The sequence below is a fragment of the Pseudomonas sp. SJZ079 genome (assembly GCF_007993865.1).
Lineage (GTDB): Bacteria > Pseudomonadota > Gammaproteobacteria > Pseudomonadales > Pseudomonadaceae > Aquipseudomonas.
Window position 1 is genome coordinate 452,626 of the sequence record NZ_VIUH01000001.1, and the last position, 18,112, is coordinate 470,737.

The 18,112-nt window shown below is 62.2% G+C and carries 15 protein-coding genes; 5 read left to right on the top strand and 10 right to left on the bottom strand.

Going from position 1 to position 18,112, the window contains the following annotated elements; genetic code table 11:
• Positions 1-21 precede the first annotated feature (21 nt).
• From FBY03_RS02095 to FBY03_RS02125, 7 genes are all read right to left on the bottom strand, one after another.
• Positions 22-903, bottom strand: coding sequence for a type II secretion system F family protein (locus FBY03_RS02095; protein WP_178090529.1), 882 nt, complete (start codon positions 901-903; stop codon positions 22-24).
• Positions 896-2,239 (bottom strand): CpaF family protein, encoded by a 1,344-nt coding sequence (locus FBY03_RS02100; protein ID WP_147170531.1) that lies wholly within the window; start codon positions 2,237-2,239, stop codon positions 896-898. The genes FBY03_RS02095 and FBY03_RS02100 overlap by 8 nt, the downstream gene beginning before the upstream one ends.
• Positions 2,240-2,243: 4 nt before the next feature.
• Entirely contained in the window at positions 2,244-2,981 is a 738-nt protein-coding gene (locus tag FBY03_RS02105) for a M48 family metallopeptidase (RefSeq protein ID WP_147170532.1), read from the bottom strand.
• Position 2,982: 1 nt separating this feature from the next.
• On the bottom strand, positions 2,983-4,965 hold the full coding sequence (locus tag FBY03_RS02110) for a pilus assembly protein N-terminal domain-containing protein (RefSeq protein ID WP_218570747.1): 1,983 nt from the start codon (positions 4,963-4,965) through the stop codon (positions 2,983-2,985).
• A complete protein-coding gene (locus FBY03_RS02115; protein ID WP_178090530.1) occupies positions 4,962-5,525 on the bottom strand; it encodes an OmpA family protein in 564 nt (187 codons plus the stop codon). The genes FBY03_RS02110 and FBY03_RS02115 overlap by 4 nt, the downstream gene beginning before the upstream one ends.
• Before the next feature lie 852 nt (positions 5,526-6,377).
• On the bottom strand, positions 6,378-7,136 hold the full coding sequence (locus tag FBY03_RS02120) for a hypothetical protein (protein WP_147170534.1): 759 nt from the start codon (positions 7,134-7,136) through the stop codon (positions 6,378-6,380).
• Between the two features lie 93 nt (positions 7,137-7,229).
• Positions 7,230-7,610, bottom strand: a complete 381-nt coding sequence (locus FBY03_RS02125) for a hypothetical protein (protein WP_178090531.1) — start codon at positions 7,608-7,610, stop codon at positions 7,230-7,232.
• A 417-nt stretch (positions 7,611-8,027) separates the two neighbouring features.
• Here FBY03_RS02125 and dsdA point away from each other — a divergent pair, with 417 nt between their 5' ends.
• The 4 genes from dsdA to FBY03_RS02145 all read left to right on the top strand — a co-directional run bounded on the left by dsdA (position 8,028) and on the right by FBY03_RS02145 (position 11,808).
• Positions 8,028-9,386, top strand: a complete 1,359-nt coding sequence (dsdA, locus tag FBY03_RS02130; protein WP_147170535.1) for a D-serine ammonia-lyase — start codon at positions 8,028-8,030, stop codon at positions 9,384-9,386.
• A 61-nt stretch (positions 9,387-9,447) separates the two neighbouring features.
• Complete coding sequence (gene dsdC / locus FBY03_RS02135; protein WP_147170536.1) at positions 9,448-10,395, top strand: DNA-binding transcriptional regulator DsdC; 948 nt, start codon at positions 9,448-9,450, stop codon at positions 10,393-10,395.
• A gap of 75 nt (positions 10,396-10,470) precedes the next feature.
• Positions 10,471-11,148 carry a DUF4197 domain-containing protein gene (locus FBY03_RS02140; RefSeq protein ID WP_147170537.1) on the top strand — a complete coding sequence of 226 codons (678 nt, stop codon included), beginning with the start codon at positions 10,471-10,473 and terminating at the stop codon, positions 11,146-11,148.
• A gap of 141 nt (positions 11,149-11,289) precedes the next feature.
• Entirely contained in the window at positions 11,290-11,808 is a 519-nt protein-coding gene (locus FBY03_RS02145; RefSeq protein WP_147170538.1) for a transposase, read from the top strand.
• A gap of 203 nt (positions 11,809-12,011) precedes the next feature.
• Here FBY03_RS02145 and FBY03_RS02150 read toward each other — a convergent pair whose 3' ends face one another.
• Together FBY03_RS02150 and FBY03_RS02155 are read right to left on the bottom strand one after the other, a co-directional pair.
• Positions 12,012-15,080 (bottom strand): efflux RND transporter permease subunit, encoded by a 3,069-nt coding sequence (locus tag FBY03_RS02150; RefSeq protein WP_147170539.1) that lies wholly within the window; start codon positions 15,078-15,080, stop codon positions 12,012-12,014.
• A 5-nt stretch (positions 15,081-15,085) separates the two neighbouring features.
• Positions 15,086-16,189: an efflux RND transporter periplasmic adaptor subunit gene (locus FBY03_RS02155; RefSeq protein WP_147170540.1), complete on the bottom strand. Its 1,104-nt coding sequence runs from the start codon at positions 16,187-16,189 to the stop codon at positions 15,086-15,088.
• A 91-nt stretch (positions 16,190-16,280) separates the two neighbouring features.
• Between FBY03_RS02155 and FBY03_RS02160 the strand changes: the two genes are divergently transcribed.
• Positions 16,281-16,919: a TetR/AcrR family transcriptional regulator gene (locus FBY03_RS02160; RefSeq protein ID WP_147170541.1), complete on the top strand. Its 639-nt coding sequence runs from the start codon at positions 16,281-16,283 to the stop codon at positions 16,917-16,919.
• A 390-nt stretch (positions 16,920-17,309) separates the two neighbouring features.
• On the opposite strand, the gene FBY03_RS02165 is transcribed toward FBY03_RS02160, so the two are convergent.
• Positions 17,310-18,089, bottom strand: coding sequence for a class I SAM-dependent methyltransferase (locus FBY03_RS02165; protein WP_147170542.1), 780 nt, complete (start codon positions 18,087-18,089; stop codon positions 17,310-17,312).
• Positions 18,090-18,112 lie beyond the last annotated feature (23 nt).

Consider the following 18,112-nt stretch of genomic DNA (forward strand, 5'->3'; position numbering starts at 1 on the left):
CATCTAACCAAAGTCCGGCCATCACTCATCACTCCTCAGAATCCGTCTCATCCACAGGAAACCCAGGACCTGACAGACCAGCGCCGAGAGCATGAACACCGGCCCCAGTGGATGGTTAGTCAGCGGTGTCAGCCAGGTTGGTTCTTTCCAGAGGAAAAAGGGGATGAGTACGTAGGGAAAGAACGCGGCAAAAAACAAGGCATAACGGGCGCCCGAGAGCTGACCCAGCAGACGCTGTCGATAGGCACTGCGCTCGCGCAGGATGCTGCCCAAGGCGGCGAGTAGCCCCTCGAAATCGCCGCCGGCATGCCAGCGGGAAGTCAGGGTATTAACGAACAACCTGACGCCTTCGCTCGCATACAGCTGCACCAGAGGGTTGGTCGCCGATTCAATCGATGCGCCTAGTTTGAGGCGACGCACCACCTCCTCGACAGCCTCGCGAACAAACCCTTGCGACGCATCCGCCGCCACCTGCAGCGCCAGCAGCGGTGGCGCACCGCCTGCCGTTGCCGCATGCATCAGGTCGACGACATCGACCAGCGCCGTTTCAAAACGCCGCGCACGCCAGGCCACCAGGTCTTTCATCATCAGACCCGAGAGCGGGATCAAGGCGATACCGGCGACCACCGCGAGGGTAACGTGCTCGGGAAACAAGGCGAGGAAAACACTGCAGATAGCCACGCTGGATAGCAGAGTGCCGGCGATGAACACCACAGGGCGCAAGTTGATATTGAGGATGAGCAGAGCCTTCTGCAGCCCCTCGAACCACTCCCGCTGTTCGCCGAGGCTCGCCATATCGTGTGCATCTGCCACGGCTGGCTCGCCCCGCCAGCGGCGCAGAACAAAAGCAGCAGAGCCAAGTAATGCCCCGAGAGCCAATAGCCATAAAAAGATCTCAGCCATGGTTGCCCTCCTTGGCCCCGGATTGCTCCAGCACTGAGAGGCTGAGCGGCAGTTCATAGCCACGGTGACCGACTGTCGCCAGGAAGCGCGGCGAGTATTCGCAATGGGCATGCCGGCCAAGCCGATTCAATGGCTGAATCGCTTGCCCGCTGTCCTGAGACTCGATGCGCTCAGGCACGAAGCGAAATATCTCGCGTACTTGCAGGCGGCCATTGTCGGCGATGACCTCGCCAATACTGCTGATACAGCGGCTGCCGTCGCGCAAGCGCGCCACCTGCACGACCAGCTGAATGGCCGAGCCGATCATGTCGCGGATCGCCTCGCGCGGCAGCCCCACATCAGCCAGCAACGCCAGCGACTCAAGACGTTTCAGTGCATCGCTGGGGCTGTTGGCGTGTACGGTCGAGAGGCTGCCGTCATGGCCGACAGTCATGGCCTGCAGCATTTCGAATACTTCGGTGCCACGCACCTCGCCCACAATAATGCGATCGGCGCGCATGCGCAGGGCATTACGCAGCAGCGCGCGCAAGTCGACCTGACCACGCCCTTCACTATTGCCCTGGCGCGCCTCCAGCGTCACCACATGGGGGTGGCGCAGTTGCAGTTCCGCCGATTCCTCGATGGTAATCACCCGCTCGCCGACGGGAATGTACTGCGAGATGCCATTCAACAAGGTGGTCTTGCCTGCAGCCGCGCCACCGGCGATCAGGATGTTCAGCCCCGCGGAGATGGCCAGACCGAGCAGGTCGAGCATTGGTTGCGTGAGCATGCCGCTCTGCAACAAGGATTCGACCGAACTCTGTGCCTCGGTAAACCGGCGGATGGAGACCACCGGCCCCTTGCTGCAGAGTGGCGGGATCATGGCATGCAGCCGGCTGCCATCGGGCAGTGTGGCATCCACGGTTGGGCAGTTGCTATCCAGGTGCTTGCCTTGAGCCGCAATCAGTCGATCGAGAAAGCGCCGCAGGTGAGCCTCGTTATCGAAGGCCAAGCTGGTCCGGCTCAGCTGACCGCTGCGATCGACCCAGACCTCATCCGGCCCGTTAATCAATATGTCCGAGACGCCAGAGTCGATCATCAAGGCCGCCAGCGGTCCAAAGCCCTTGACCTCCTGCAGCACTTCTTCGCACAAAGCGGCTCGGCTGGCCGCCACTATCGGCTTACCCATCTCATCTTCGGCCCGCGCGATCAGGCTATTGATCCGCGCCCGCAGTGCATCGCCGTCGGGGAAGGCTTCGCCATCGTCCGCCTCGATCGAATCAATCAGGCGCTGATGCAGGAACTGACGCAAGCGGCGGAAATCGACATCGGATAAATCACGGCTGTTCGTCTGCATGGCATCACCCTCCGATCAGGTTCTTGAACTTGAGGCAGGCAGGGCTATCCGCCATGCCAACCAAACGGCTCTGCGGCGCAGTGAATTGTCGGTTTGCCGTGAGTGCCAGGGTGTACTGCTGGCAGGCGGCGTCGCGCTGTTGTTGTTGCTCGAAGACCAGGCCGCGGTGATAGGCCACGTGCCACGCGGGCGCGCCGAGGCGTTCGGCCAACGCCAGGGCATTGAACGCCGCGGCATGGTTACGCGCGAGGTAATGCACCGCCGCCAAGGTTTCGTGCAGCTGTGGATGCCGCGGATTGAGCCGAATCTGCTGCAACAGCAGGGTCCGGGCCAGATTGAGGTTGCCCTCCTCCATGGCAATCCGACTGCGCAGAATGGCGGCCTCCGGACGTGGCTTGTGGCCTCTGAGCAATTGATCCAGCAGGTAAGCCGCCTGCTCCGCTCGCCCGGACTGATACGCCATCAGGGCGGCGAGCAGACCTACCCGTTCGTTATTCGGGTAGGCCGCGTACAGCTGCATGACCTCGCGCAACAAGCCTTCACAATCGACTGGATCGCTCCAGCCTTTGCTTGCCGTTTTGCAGGCCGTGCCACTGGCCAGAGTTGCCTCGTAGCGGGCCAAGGCCCGGTCGACCTGCACATTGGGATCCTCGGCTTTCTCGCTACGTTGCTGGCTCAACGAGCCGCAGCCACTCAGTGCAGTCAAGGCAATCAGGGTAGGTAACACCAGTGTCAGTTTCATCTTATTGTTCCTCAGTCCGTTGCATCGCCAGGGGCCGCGTCAAGGCCCCGCGTCCCAGTTCCAGGGGTGAAGGAAACTCCCACAGGTGCACGTCGCTACGGGCTTCGCGAACCAGGGTCGGGGTGACGATGATCACCAGTTCCCGATCCTGGCCACTATCGCTGGACGATTCGGCCAGCCGGCCAAGCAGCGGGATATCGCGAACACCGGGCGTGAAGTCTTCCTGGGTCGATTGATCGCTGGAAACCAGCCCGCCGAGAATCAGCGGCTGACCGTCCTGCAGGCGGGTGGTGGTACTGATGCTGCGGGTATTGAAGGCCGTGCTATTGAGATTGCTGCCGGTGCTGTCGGAAATCTGCCGGCTCAATAGCGTATCCGGGGCCGAGACGGTCGGGTTCACATCCAGGGTGATGCGGTCGTTCTCATCGACCATGGCGCGCACCTTCAGCTGCACTCCGAAGGATTTGAAGCTGGTGCCACTGAACACACCCGGGGTGTTATTACCCACTTCGTCGCCGGACTTGAGGCCGGTCGGCGCAAACGCGGTCGGCACCGGCACCTCTCCCCCCACACTGAATACCGCCGACTCACCGGCCAGCACCATCAGGGTCGGCCGCGACAGGGTTTTCGAAATACCCTCTTTTTCCATCAACGAGAACAGCAGATCAAAGGCCATTTTGCTGCCGCCAATCTGCAGATTGTTGGTCAGCGAACCACCGAGGATTTGCAGCGCATTTTCGACAGTGGAACTGTCCGGCTGCACCTGGGACAAGCCACCCAGACCGAACAAGCCGTCGCGGTTATACCCACTAGTCACCAGACTCAGGTCCGGGCGCCAGCTGTGCAGGCGGTTACGGTTGACCTCGTAGATTTGTACCGAAACCCTGACCTGCGGCAGATCACGCACCTCGATCACCGACAGCAGGCGTCCGTTGGCCACAGACAACAACTTGGCGCGGCCGACGTTCGAGCGAATATCGTTGCCCAGTGCGCCATTGCCGGAGCCACTCAGACCAGCACCTAGCAGGCCAGCCGTTTTTGCAGCGCCGCGCTGGCCCATTTGTCCACCCGACTCATCCGTTACCACGGTCACACTCGACAACCCGCCACCGGCTTTCGGGTCGCCCAGGAACAGGCGCGAAGCAACATTGAGAATCCGCGTCAGGGTCACCTGATTGCGCACTTCGCCTTCGAGAATCAAGGTGTCGTCAAAGTCGTTGGCAATCTCGCCGCGCACCACCCGACGGATGCGCACTCCAGCGCCACCCAGAGGGGCGATAGCCTCACGAATTTTCTCTTCCATGCTCTGGGGCAGGGTTTCAACCTGAATCAGGTTGATGATCGCCACCCGGCTGCTACCGGGCAGGTTCTGGGCATTCAGGCGAAAAGCATCGTTCGAGCCGCTGCCTTTCTGTGCCGCCACGACCATCTGCAAGGCCGATGACAGGTTCTGGCCTGGCCCCTGTGTCACCGGGCTGCGCGCATCCTGCTGGCCAACGCCAAGGTAATGCCGGGCCGCCGCCTCGGCGGCGATTTTGTACTCAACAGTCGGTACCTTGCCGCGCAAGACCAAGGCCGCGCGATCCGGTGCTAGCTGCAAACGGACCCCCGGATGAATATCGTTCAATGCGCTGCGCAGCACCGACAGGTCCTCGGTGACGCTGAACAGATAGGTATCACTGCTGCCATCGGCATACCAAACGATCAAGGTGGTGCGCCCGACATTCTTGGCCAGCACCAGCAGCTCACGACCACCGAGAATCTCGACCTCGAGGGTCTTCTCCTGGCCAATGGCCACGCGCTTGAGTTCTTTGTCGAAGACCAGACGCGAGTGGGTCCACTGGATCAGGTCGCGGAACGACGCTGACTTGCGCCCAGCGGCATCCTCAACAAAGGTCAGCCCGGCCTGAACCGTATTGGGGGCGGTTAATCCCATCACTGCTGTGGCCAGTGCCAGCAGCAGACAGCTTCGAGTACTTTTCATTTTGTCACCTCACGCGCAGTCGGTTTCGCCGTGCTCTGCGACTCGCGGTCGCGCTCGGCCTGAAGACAAGGGCAGTCGTTTCCGGCCGTGAATTCGGCCGGCAGGAAGGTGAATATCTCGACCCGCCGATTTCGCCGGTCTACGGCGGTCGACAAGGTGTTTGCCAAGGGAGCGTTCTCACCGAAACCGACAGCCTGGATACGTCGGTTGGAAACCCCTTGTGCGGCCAGATAACGCGCGGCGGTACGTGCACGCTGCTCCGACAGACCTTGGTTGTAGGCCGAGTTACCAGCGGCATCGGTATGGCCGATCAACAACACGCTGGGCAGAACGGGCTGACGTAATAGCGCCTGGGCGACATCTGCGAGCTCGGCCTTGACCGACTCAGGCAGTTCGGCGCCGTCGTGGTCGAATGGACTGAGCCGCGCCACCAGCCGATACCCGCCACGCGGGTCGACGCTGTCCGTGGCCTGGGCCACTGCCTGGACAGCTGCCGGACCGAACGGCCAGTGCTGTGCATTCAGATCCAGGTCGTGGGAGAAAGCCGGCTGGGTGGCCACGGAAAGACTCCGGTGGAGGTTCCAACCGTCCCTCTCCTGAGGAACAGATTCCGAGTCTTGCCCAGCACAACCGGCGAGTAACGAACCGATAAGCACAGTTGCCATTCTCATTGCAAAATTCCTTAGGTTGGTTTGCCATGGGGACGTCGCCATCCCTTGCTCTCCCCGTCACACTCGCCAACCTGCTGCAGGCTGAGGTTTGCGACGGCCTTTATGGGGTTAAAGCACAGCCCATACCAACATCAGAAAATTAAATTTTTCGCTTTAAAAACATATAGTTACTTTGAATCCTTAGAATCTATTCCAAATCACCAAGCAAATGGCGTCGCCGTATTTGCAAAATGCAACGCATATCGAAAATGCATTTAGCAAATAGGTCATGGCCGTCGCGTAGCGCTGTGAAGCTGGCGTGGATCAGCTTTCAGGACGCGGTAATACGCGCAACGACGCAGCCAGGCAGGCAGTCTCTACTTCGGCCTCCCCCTCGCACGTGGAGCGAATGGCGGCCTGTAGTCTTGTCGCAACGCCTATGGCGCTTCGCTCTCAGGTCACATCTCGCACGACACCCCTGACCGGCTACGCACGACGGTCAGCCAGCGGAAAGAGTTGGAAAGCGGGGTTAGCAAGGTTCTGCTCACATGATCGGAGTGATCCTGCGGCCGATCCCTGTGGAGAGGCGTCTGCGAAGGGGGAGAGAAAGGGTGCTACGGCAGGGGGATACGCAGAACTCCCCCTGTATACGGTGCGGCTTGCCAGGGACAGGAGAGGTTGCGCCGCGCGCACTCCATGCCACCTCGGCATCGGCCCTTGATCAGGTAAGTAATCTGGCAGCGGCGTTCAACTACGCCAGGGTCACAGTTTCACGGTCACGCTGCGGCGCTTGAGCCCGGACAGCAGTTCGACATTACGATGGGTGGGTGGCGGCTCTATCCTCACACGGTCTTGCTCCAGCCCCGAATCCGCGCTGTGCAAGACGATAGTCACTTTCTCCTGCGGGGTGATACTGGCCAAGGGGTAGACCTCGTCGGGTGCAATAGCAATCACCAGATGAGTGCTATCAGGCTGACTCTCACGCGCTAACGGTGGCAAAGCCAGGGCACTCAGACCCTTCTGCATATTGGCGCGCGATGCCTTATCGGCCAGCACGCCAATCAGACGAGCATCACGGGCAACGGTCCTGACCCCTGTGCGCCCGGTCACCAGCACATCGAAGCGATCACCGTTGCGCAACTGGGTATGAGGAATCGAGCCTTTACGGGGGGTAAAGGTATACAGCACCTTGTTCTCCGGCACCTGCTGTGCCAACCAGGACTTCACCGGTTTGTGCAGTTCTGCTGGACGGATCACCTCACCATCCTTCTTATCCCTGGCCAGTCGCTTGCCGAGCAACAGACGTGGATCGACGACGCCATACACATCCTTATCGACACGCACTTTGCGCAACATCTCGCGCTGCACGGTCGCTCCGGTCGGCCAGTTGCCGTTCATCCCCCACACTTCCTGTGTGGTATGTCGCTCAACCTGACGCACGCCGAGAAAGCTCGCCAACACGCCGGACACCAGGAACATAGCCATGGCAGCGGTGGTACTGCCGGTTAATTTGCGTTTCATGATCTGCCCCTTTTTATCGAGGTAAGAACGGGGTTGCCCGATGAAGCTAGCCCGGCCAGCGGCCGGGCCGTCTGCTCCCCAGCTAAACCGTCATCAAGGCGCGGTGATAGTGCCAGTGTTGCTCGAAGCACTTGCACCAAGGCTGGCAGCGCTCGTGCCACCCTCCAATGGAGTCGCGGCAATGAAGCTGAATTCAACATCATCCCCTGCTTGAGAATCGGTCGCGTCGCCAAACACGGAGCCTTCGACCGCTGCGGTTTTCTCACCATTGACGATGCCATTGAAGGCATAGGTTTGATCCAGATGACCAATCGCCTCGGCGACGTCTTCCATCTCGGCGGTGACGGCATCGCGCATCGTCACCATCCCGGCCATCAAACCGATGACCATTGTCGTGGTGATCAAGACCAACTCAGTGGTCATTACAAAACCGCCCTGCTTCTTAGCGCTGTTTACAGACTTAATTGTTTTCATGGCGTAAACCTCAACAGTTATGGACTTGGCTGCTTAGCGAAGTGAGCATTTGTTCTCACTTGCCTGACACTATTCAAGTGGCGTGCCAATTTTATTTTTTATATTAAAATCAATAACTTAATAAGTTAAATAACAATCTCATCAGTCACCAACATGCAACTTAGTCATCGTGTTTTGAGTTTTGCGTTGCAAATTGCGATGCAGTACGAATACTCACGCGGGATGAACCGCAACGAGCATTTAGAGCCGTATACAACAGGGCCGAGATGGCTCTGTAGCCAGACACAGGCGATCCTGCGTCACCTATGCCTTGAGCATCCATCCTTTGTCAGCCGCGCTGCCGCGCCGTCTAATAGCAAGCTATAGCCAGTTCATCTCATCCTGGCGCCGCACAGTCTCCGACCGAGGAACCTCCCCATGCTGCTTGGCAAATCGCTGGCCACCTGGTGCCAGGAATACCCGCTGCTCAACCAATTGATCGCGCTGCAGGAAAGCAGCTGGTTCAATCCACGAATCGCCCGCGCGGCCGAGGCGTTGCAGGATGTCGGGCTGACCCAGGCCGACGTCGATGACGCCAGCGCGCGCCTGGTGCGCTTCGCGCCCTATATCGCCCGTGCATTTCCGGAGACCGCGGGCAGCGGCGGAATCATCGAGTCGAGCATCCGTACGGCGCCGCACCTGCAGGCGCTGTTGGCCGAACGCTATGGGCTGAACGACAGCGGTGCGCTGTGGCTGAAGCAGGACAGCCACCTGCCCATCTCCGGTTCGATCAAGGCGCGCGGCGGCATCTATGAGGTGCTCAAGCATGCCGAGGAGCTGGCGCTGGCCGCAGGCCTGCTCAAGCTAACCGACGACTATGCGCTGCTCGACAGCGACGCTGCCCGGGCCTTCTTCGGCCGCTACAAGATCGCCGTCGGCTCGACCGGTAATCTCGGCCTGTCGATCGGCATCATCAGCGCCCGCCTGGGTTTCCAGGCCGCGGTGCATATGTCCGCCGATGCGCGGCAGTGGAAGAAGGACAAGCTGCGCGCCCACGGCGTGACTGTGGTCGAGTACGACTCCGATTACAGCGTCGCGGTGGCCGAGGGGCGCCAGCAGGCCAGCGCCGATCCTTATTGCCACTTCGTCGATGACGAGAACTCGACCAGCCTGTTCCTCGGCTATGCCGTTGCCGCCGAGCGCTTGCAGCAACAGCTGGAGGACGCGGCGATCTGCGTCGATGCCGAGCACCCGCTGTTCGTCTACCTGCCCTGCGGCGTCGGCGGTGGCCCTGGCGGAGTGGCCTTCGGCCTCAAGTTGGCGTTTGGCGATGCGGTGCATTGCCTGTTTGCCGAACCCACTCACTCGCCCTGCATGCTGATCGGGGTACATACCGGCCGCCACGATGAGGTCTCAGTGCAGGACTTCGGCATCGACAACCTCACCGCTGCCGACGGCCTGGCGGTCGGTCGCCCGTCCGGCTTCGTCGGCCGCGCCCTGCAGCGCTCGATCGATGGTTATTACACGGTCAGCGATGAAGAGCTGTACCGCCTCCTGGCGCTGCTGGAAAGCAGCGAAGGCCAGCGCCTCGAACCCTCGGCGCTGGCCGGCGTACCAGGCATGGCCCGCGTACTGAGCGAGGAGCAAGGCTATCGAACGCGCATGAACCTGACCCCGGCGCGGATGGCCCAGGCCACCCACCTGGTCTGGGCCACGGGGGGCAGCATGGTGCCCGAGACGGAAATGGCCGGGTACCTGGCCAAGGGCCGGCAACTGTTGCAGGCTGAACAGGCCTAGCTGACCCAAGGCCTGAAAGCAGCGGCCGCTGATCCGCTACGCTCACTGCGAGAATGACGCCATGCTCAATCTTCCCCCGCGCGCTGGCGGCGAACTCAACAGCAGCCAGTTCGCCAACTTCTATACCTTCCAGGTCGCGGCGCGGCACCTGAGTTTCGCCCGCGCGGCGGAAGAACTGTGCCTGACGCCAAGCGCCGTCAGCCACCGTATCGGTCGCCTGGAACGTGGGCTGGGCCTGAAGCTGTTTCAGCGCCTGACCCGGCAGATTCGCCTGACCGCGGATGGCGAGCGGATCTTCAACATCCTCCAGGGCGCAGTGGGCGAATTGCTCGAAGCTTTGCAGCAGGCGCCCGGCAGCGAAATCGCCGGGCCGCTGGCGGTGTATCTGCGCCCCTCGCTCGCCGAGTGCTGGCTGGTGCCGAGGCTGGCCGAGTTTACCGCCCGTTACCCCGCGATTGCTCTGGACATCCGGGTGGGCAACGAGACGGTCGATTTCCGCACCCAGAACATCGACCTGGCACTGTATTTCACCTGCGGAGCGTTTCCCGGATTGGTCATCAGCACGCTGATGGACGAGCGGATCGCCCCGGTGTGCAGCCCCGAGTACGCCCAGCGCCATGGCTTGCTGGAGCATCCAGACAACCTGCAACAGTGCACCCTGCTGCATGACTCCCTGGCCTGGGACAACGCCGCCTACGATGCCGAATGGCAGCTGTGGGCCAGGCATCGGGGGATCGAGGCCAAGCTGCCGCAGCGCAGCCTGACCTTCGACCGCTCCGATCTGTGCACCCTGGCAGCGACCCATCACGCGGGGATCGCCATCGGTCGCCAGCGCTTGGTGCAGCAGCGCCTCGAACGCGGCGAACTGATCCTGCCATTCGGTGACTTCGCGCTGCGCAGCCCCTGCGAATACCAGCTGGCGCACCCGCCTCGTGAACCTATGCCGAGCCGGCTGCAGGCCTTCATCGACTGGCTCCATGAGTGCGCCGCCGACACCGAGCACGCATGAACAGCACGCCCGGGTGGGCGCGACAGCCCCACTTCGCTATGCTCGCTGCATACACACCGTCAGAAGGATCTTGTCATGTTCCGTGTCACTACCCTGTTCGCCGGCTTGGCGCTGTCCGCCAGCGCCTTCGCCCTCTCCCTCGCCGACCTCACGCAACAGGACGCCACTGGCGGCTTGAAGGATGCCCTGACCCAGGGCGCGCAGATCGCCGTCAAACAATTGGGCACCCCCGGCGGCTTCAGCAATAACGAGGCTGTGCGCATCGAGCTGCCGGGTAATCTCGGCAAAGTGGCGCGCACCATGAAGATGATGGGCATGGGCGCCGAGATCGAGCAGCTCGAGACCAGCATGAACCTCGCGGCAGAAGCCGCCGTACCGCAAGCCCAGGCCCTGCTGGTCAGCGCGGTGAAGAAGATGACCGTGCAGGACGCCAAGAGCATCCTCAGCGGCCCGCAGGACTCCGCCACCCAGTACCTGAACAAGAGCAGCCGCGAACAGATCCGCGCCAAGTTCCTGCCCATCGTCAAACGCGCCACCGACCAGGTCGGCCTGGCCCAGCAATACAACAGCTTTGCCGGCCAGGCGGCGACTTTCGGCGCGCTCGACGCGAAAAGCGCGAATATCGAGAGCTACGTCACCGAGCAGGCGCTCGATGGCCTGTTCGAGATCATCGCCCAGCAGGAAGCCAAGATCCGCCAGAACCCGGCTGGCGCCGCCACCAGTTTGGCGAAGAAGGTGTTTGGCGCGTTGTGATAGTTGCCTGAACAAGCTGGGTTTCGCTTAGGCTCTACCCAGCCTACGTTTCGCCGAAGCTCCACCGTATGGCCTTGGCCTTGTAGGCTGGCGTAGAGCGCAGCGAAACCCAGCTCACCACTATCTCCCAAGGATGGGAACATGCAGCCATACCGCCGCAGCTATCGCCGGCTCTATATACCGGGCGGCAGCTACTTTTTCACTTTGGTCCTCGAAGACCGGCGGCAGGATACGCTGACGCGACATATCTCGGCCTTGCGTCAGGCCCTGCTATCCGAAAAGCAGCGGCATCCCTTTGCTTTGCTGGCCTGGGTTGTCTTGCCCGACCATCTGCACATGCTCTGGCGCTTGCCAGCGGGCGATGTCGATTACTCCAATCGCATCCGCCGCTTCAAGGCCAACTTCTCGCGGCAACTGGCAAGCAACGAAACCATCAGTCGCAGCCGGCAGAACAAAGCCGAACGCAGCATCTGGCAAAGGCGCTTCTGGGAACATCTGCTCCGCGATGATGAGGACCTGCGTCGCCACATCGATTACGTGCACTACAACCCGATCAAGCACGGCCATGCCGAGCGCGCAGGCGATTGGCCGCATTCGTCGTTCCGCAATTTTGTCGAACGCGGGGTTTACCCGGCGGATTGGGCTGGGCCGGCGCAATGAGCACGAGGGTATTGGGGAGCTGGGTTTCATGAGGTGCATCCATGCACCTCACCCTACGGGCGGCTAAAGCTGTGCAGAACGACGTCCTGCCGTTCTGTCGCTACGCTCTACGCCAGCCTACGAAGCACAAAGCGGCCTCCTCTACACCAGCCTACCTAGGGTGCAGCAGGAGGAGGTGCAAGGATGCACCTCCTCCCGCTCGATCAATGCGCTTGCTTGACCCTGAACCAGGCCGCGTAGAGGGCCGGGAGGAACAGCAGGGTCAGCGCCGTAGCGATGATCAGACCGCCCATGATCGCCACCGCCATCGGCCCGAAGAACACGCTGCGCGACAGCGGGATCATCGCCAGCACCGCCGCCAGGGCGGTCAGCACGATGGGCCGGAAGCGGCGCACCGTGGCCTCGATGATCGCGTGCCAGCGATTCAGGCCGGAGGCGATGTCCTGCTCGATCTGATCGACCAGAATCACCGAGTTACGCATGATCATCCCGGACAGGGCGATGGTCCCGAGCATGGCGACGAAGCCGAACGGTTGGCGAAAGATCAGCAGGAACAGGGTCACGCCAATCAACCCCAACGGCGCGGTGAGGAACACCATGGCCGAGCGCGAGAAGCTCTTCAGCTGCAGCATCAGCAAGGTCAGCACCACCACGATAAACAGCGGCACCCCGGCGTTCACCGATTTCTGCCCGCGCGCCGAATCCTCCACCGTGCCGCCGACGTCCAGCAGGTAGCCGTCCGGCAACTCGGCGCGGATCGACTCCAGGGTCGGCAGTATCTGCTTGACCAGGGTGACCGCTTGCTCCTTGCCATAGATATCGGCACGTACGGTGACCGTCGGCAGGCGGTTGCGGTGCCAGATGATGCCTTCCTCGAAACCGTACTCCAGGGTCGCGACCTGCGACAGCGGCACGCTCTGGCCATTGTCGGTCGGCACCGCCAGGCTCGGCAGCTGGCCGAGTTGCTGGCGTTCGCTGAGGGTGCCGCGCAGGAGGATTTCGATCAGCTCGTTGCCTTCGCGGTACTGGCTCACCGACGAGCCGGTCAACGAGCTGCGCAGGAAGCGCGACAGGTCGGCGGTGCTGACCCCCAACGCGCGGGCGCGCTCCTGGTCGACATTGAGGCGCACCACCTTGCTCGGCTCTTGCCAGTCCAGGTGCACGTTGGCCACGTGCGGATTATCGCGCACCTTGTCCGCCACCTGACGGGCCAGCGCGCGCACCTCGTCGATGTGCTCGCCGGACACGCGGAACTGCACCGGATAGCCCACCGGCGGACCATTTTCCAGGCGCGAGATACGCGTGCGCAGGGTCGGGAATTCATCGTTGACTATGTCGATCAGCCAACTGCGGATCGCTTCTCGATCCTCGATGCTTTTCGCCAGGATCACGAACTGGGCGAAGCTGGCAGCCGGCAGTTGCTGATCCAGTGGCAGGTAGAAGCGTGGCGAGCCGGTGCCGACATAGGCCACGTAGTTATCGATGCCCTCGTGCTGGTTGATCAGCCGCTCCAGGCGTTTGACCTCGGCCTCGGTGGCGCTCAACGAGGCGCCCTCGCTCAGTTTGAGGTCGACCATCAGTTCCAGACGCCCGGAGGCCGGAAAGAACTGCTGGGGCACGAAACGGAACAGCAGGATCGAGCCGACAAACAGCGCCAGGGTCAACACGATCACCGTCTTGCGCCGTCGCACGCACCACTCCACCGCCGCGCGCACCCGCTGGTAGAACGGCGTCGCATAGGGGTCATAGCCCTTATCGCTGCCGCCATGCTTGGCCGCGTGCAGCTTGGCCAGGTCCGGTAGCAACTTGGCGCCCAGGTAAGGCACGAAGATCACCGCGGCGATCCACGACACCAGCAGGGCGATGGTCACCACCTGGAAGATCGAGCGGGTGTACTCGCCGGTGCCCGATTGCGCGGTGGCAATCGGCAGGAAGCCCGCAGCCGTGATCAGGGTGCCGGTGAGCATGGGAAAGGCCGTGCTGGTCCAGGCGTAACTGGCCGCCTTGAAGCGGTCGAAACCCTGCTCCATTTTGATCGCCATCATCTCCACGGCGATGATTGCATCGTCCACCAGCAAGCCGAGGGACAACACCAGGGCGCCGAGGGAGATCTTGTGCAGACCTATCCCTAAGTAGTACATGGCGGCGAAAGTCATCGCCAGCACCAGCGGGATCGACAGCGCCACCACCAGACCGGTGCGCAGGCCGAGGGAGAAGAAGCTCACCAGCAGGACGATGATCAGGGCCTCGGTAAGCACCTGGACGAACTCGCCGACCCCGGTTTTCACCGCCGCCGGTTGATCCGATACCTTGCTCAGCTGCATGCCGGCCGGCAGGGTTTCCTGCAGGCGGGCGAACTCGCCTTCCAGTGCCTCACCCAGCACCAGGATGTCGCCGCCGGCTTTCATCGACACCGCCAGGCCAATGGCGTCCTCGCCCATGAAACGCATGCGCGGTGCCGGTGGGTCGTTGAAGCCGCGCGTCACCTCCGCCACATCGCCGATGCGAAAGGTGCGATCGGCCACCCGAATCGGAAAATTGCGAATCTGCTCGACCGTCTCGAAGCGCCCGGTGACCCGCAGCTGCACTCGATCCGAACCGGTCTCGAAGAAGCCGGCCGCCGCCACCGCGTTCTGCTCATTCAGCGCCTGCTGCACCACGCCCAACGGTAGACCGAGCGTCGCCAGTTTGGTGTTGGACAGCTCGATCCAGATTTTCTCGTCCTGCAGACCGAGCAGGTCGACCTTGCCGACATCCTTGACCCGTTGCAGCTGCAGCTGAATGCGGTCGGCATAGTCCTTGAGCACCGCGTAGTCGAAGCCCTCGCCGGTCAACGCATAGATATTGCCGAAGGTGGTGCCGAACTCATCGTTGAAGAACGGCCCCTGGATGTCCTGGGGCAAGGTGTGGCGAATGTCGCCGATCTTCTTGCGCACCTGATAGAACAGGTCGGGGATATCCACCGAGTGCATGGAATCGCGGGCGACGAAGGTGACCTGGGATTCACCCGGGCGGGAGAAGGAAACGATCTTGTCGTAGTCACCGGTTTCCATCACCTTCTTTTCGATGCGTTCGGTGACCTGGCGCGAGACTTCCTCGGCGCTCGCGCCCGGCCAGTTGGTGCGCACCACCATGGCCTTGAAGGTGAAAGGCGGGTCTTCGCTCTGGCCCAGCTTGGTGTAGGAGATGGCCCCGACGATACCCAGCAGCAGCATGATATAGAGGACGATCTGGCGGTTGTTCAGCGCCCAGGCGGAAAGGTTGAAGCCCATCGAGACTACTCCTTAGCCGCTAGCTTGACCGCGCGGTTGTCGCGATCCACCGGACGCACCTGCTGGCCTTCGCGCAGCACCTGCACCCCGGCGGCGACCACCCAATCGTTCGCCTGCAGGCCTTCCAGCACCGGCACCAGCTTCTCGCCATAGGCGCCGATGCGCACCGGCGTGCGCTTCAGGGTCGAGGTTTGCGGATCGACCACCCAGACATAGGGCCGCCCCTGCTCCGCCGTCAGCGCCGATAAGGGCACCGCCAGCGGCGCCTCACCGTTGTGGGCGATAAATACCCGCGCGCTCTGGCCCAGCTCGGCGGGTACCTCACCTTGGGTAAAGGCCACGCGCGCGGCGAAGGTGCGCGACTGCGGGTCGGCCGCCGGTGACATCTCGCGAATCCGCCCGGGGAAACGCTGATCCGGCTGCGACCACAGCTCGACCGTCACCGCCTGGCCGACCTTGAAACGCTCGAAGGCTTGTTCCGGCAGGCTGATCGACACTTCACGCTCGCCATCGGCCGCCAGGGTGAACACGCTCTGCCCCGCCGCCACGACCTGGCCGACCTCGACCATGCGCCGGGCGATCACGCCATCCTGCGACGCGCGCAGCACCGCATATCCGGCCTGGTTGCTGGCCACATCGAATTCCGCCTTGATCTGCTTCAGCCGCGCTGCGCCGGAACGGTAGAGGTTTTCGGCGTTGTCGTACTGCGAGCGGCTGACCAGCTGACGATCGAGCAGTTTCTTGTAGCGATCACGCTCGGCGCGCACCAGGTGCAGATTGGCATCGGCCGCCGCCACTTGCGCACGGGTCGCCTCCAGCTGCAGGCGCACATCCTGCGGGTCCAACTCGGCCAGGGGCTGATCCTTCTTCACCTGCTGGCCCACCTCGACCAGACGCTTGCTCACCTTGCCGCCGATGCGAAAGGCCAGCTCCGGTTCCAGGCGCGCGCGCACCTCGCCCGGATAGGTGTCCATCATCTCGGCGGCTGGCTGCGGCTGCACCACCATGGCGGGGCGAATGCTGGGCGCGACCGGCTCGCCATTGCCACAGGCAGCGAGCACGGCAATCAGACTTAAAGGCACAACGAGGGACAAGGCGGGGCGAAACATGATGGATGACCTTTCACGAAGGTTTGGAATACTTATACTGACGGGTATAGTAAAAATAGCAAACTCATCAGTCCAGTATTAAAAGCAGCCAATGCCTAACAAGTTATTACCGCCCAGCGGCCCAGGTCGCCCCAAAGACCTCGTCAAACGTCAGGCCATCCTCGACGCGGCGAAGAACCTATTCATGAGCAATGGCTACGACGGCAGCAGCATGGATGCCATCGCCGCCGAAGCCGGCGTGTCCAAGCTGACGGTGTACAGCCACTTCACCGACAAAGAGACGCTGTTCTGCGCGGCGGTGAAATCCAAGTGCGAGGAGCAACTGCCGGAACTGTTCTTCGAGCTGGCCGCGGACACGCCTATCGAAAATGTACTGCTGACCATCGGTCGCAGCTTTCACGCGCTGATCAACAGCCGTGAATCGGTCGAGCTGCACCGGGTCATGGTGACCCAGGCCACGCAGAACCCCAAGCTCTCGCAACTGTTTTACGAGGCGGGGCCGCAGCGCCTGCTGAATGAAATGGCGCGCCTGCTGAGCCGCGCCGAACTGACCGGCAAACTGCGCATCGACGATCCGCACTGCGCGGCCGACCAGTTCTTCAGCCTGGTCAAAGGCGGCGCCAACTTCTGCCTGCTGATCGGCTGTGGCGAGCCATTGCAAGGCGCGGCCGCCGAGCAGCATGTGCAGAATGCGGTGACCATGTTCGTGCGCGCCTATCGCCCGAACTAAGCCTACGTCGGGCCAGATGAAGACTGCAGCTCCTGTAACCCAGCAAGACTGTCGCTGGGTTTCGCCCAAAAACGGCTCTACCCAGCCTACCCGCTGACGTAGGCTGGTGTAGTTCTGCACAGCTTTAGCTGCCCGCAGGGTGAGGTGCATGGATGCACCATATGAAACCCGGCGCTGGCCTCGATGCAATTCTGAAAAGATCATCTCCCGGATTGCATCCTGGCTACTGGCTTCCCGCAGGGTCGGGTGACGGCCGCTGCTCATGTAACCCAGTAAGACTGTCGCTGGGTTTCGCCAAAAAACGGCTCTACCCAGCCTACGCGCCGATGTAGGCTGGCGTAGAGCGTAGCGAAACCCAGCGCGTAGCCCGACGCCGCCGCGTTTACGACTTCAAGCCTGCAGCTTTTTCTTGGGATAGATGTCGTAGCGGCTGGATTTGCCCTCCAGCGCATAGCCCGGCGTGGCACCGGCGATGATCGGCGCTTTGCGCGGGCGCTTGACCACCACCCGGTGGCTGGCCAGCGCCAGGGCGGCGGCGAGCAAGGCCGGTGCGTCCAGGTCATCGCCGACAAAAGGACGGAACAGACGCATTTCCTTCTTCACCAAGGCGCTCTTGTCGCGATGGGGAAACATTGGATCGAGGTAGATCACCTGCGGCGGCTCGCCCTGCCAGGCGTCCATCAGTTCGATGGCGTTGCCGGTCAATAGCTGCATCTGCGCCACTATCGGCCCCACTTCGCGGTCGCCCCTGGCCCGCGCCAGACCATCCTCCAGCAAGGCGGCGATCAGCGGCTGACGCTCGATCAGGGTCACCGCACAACCCAGGCTGGCCAGGACGAAGCCATCGCGCCCCAACCCGGCAGTGGCGTCCAGCACCCTTGGGCGCACGCCCGGCTGCACGCCCACGGCCTTGGCGATCATCTGTCCGCTACCGCCGCCGAACACACGCCGATGTGCCACCGCGCCCTCGACGAAGTCCACCCGTACCGGCCCCGGTGCATGCGCCCCCAGTTCGGCCAATTGCAGGCCGGCCTCGCCCAGCTGCAAGGCAAAGTCCGCCTCGCCGCTCTGCGGCAAATTCAAGCGCGCGGCCCAGCCAGCGGCGGCCTCGGCCAGATGCGGGACCAAGGCGTCCATGCGGATTGTGGCGCTAGGCCGTGCGTCATTCATCGGAAAATCTGCTCACAGAACGT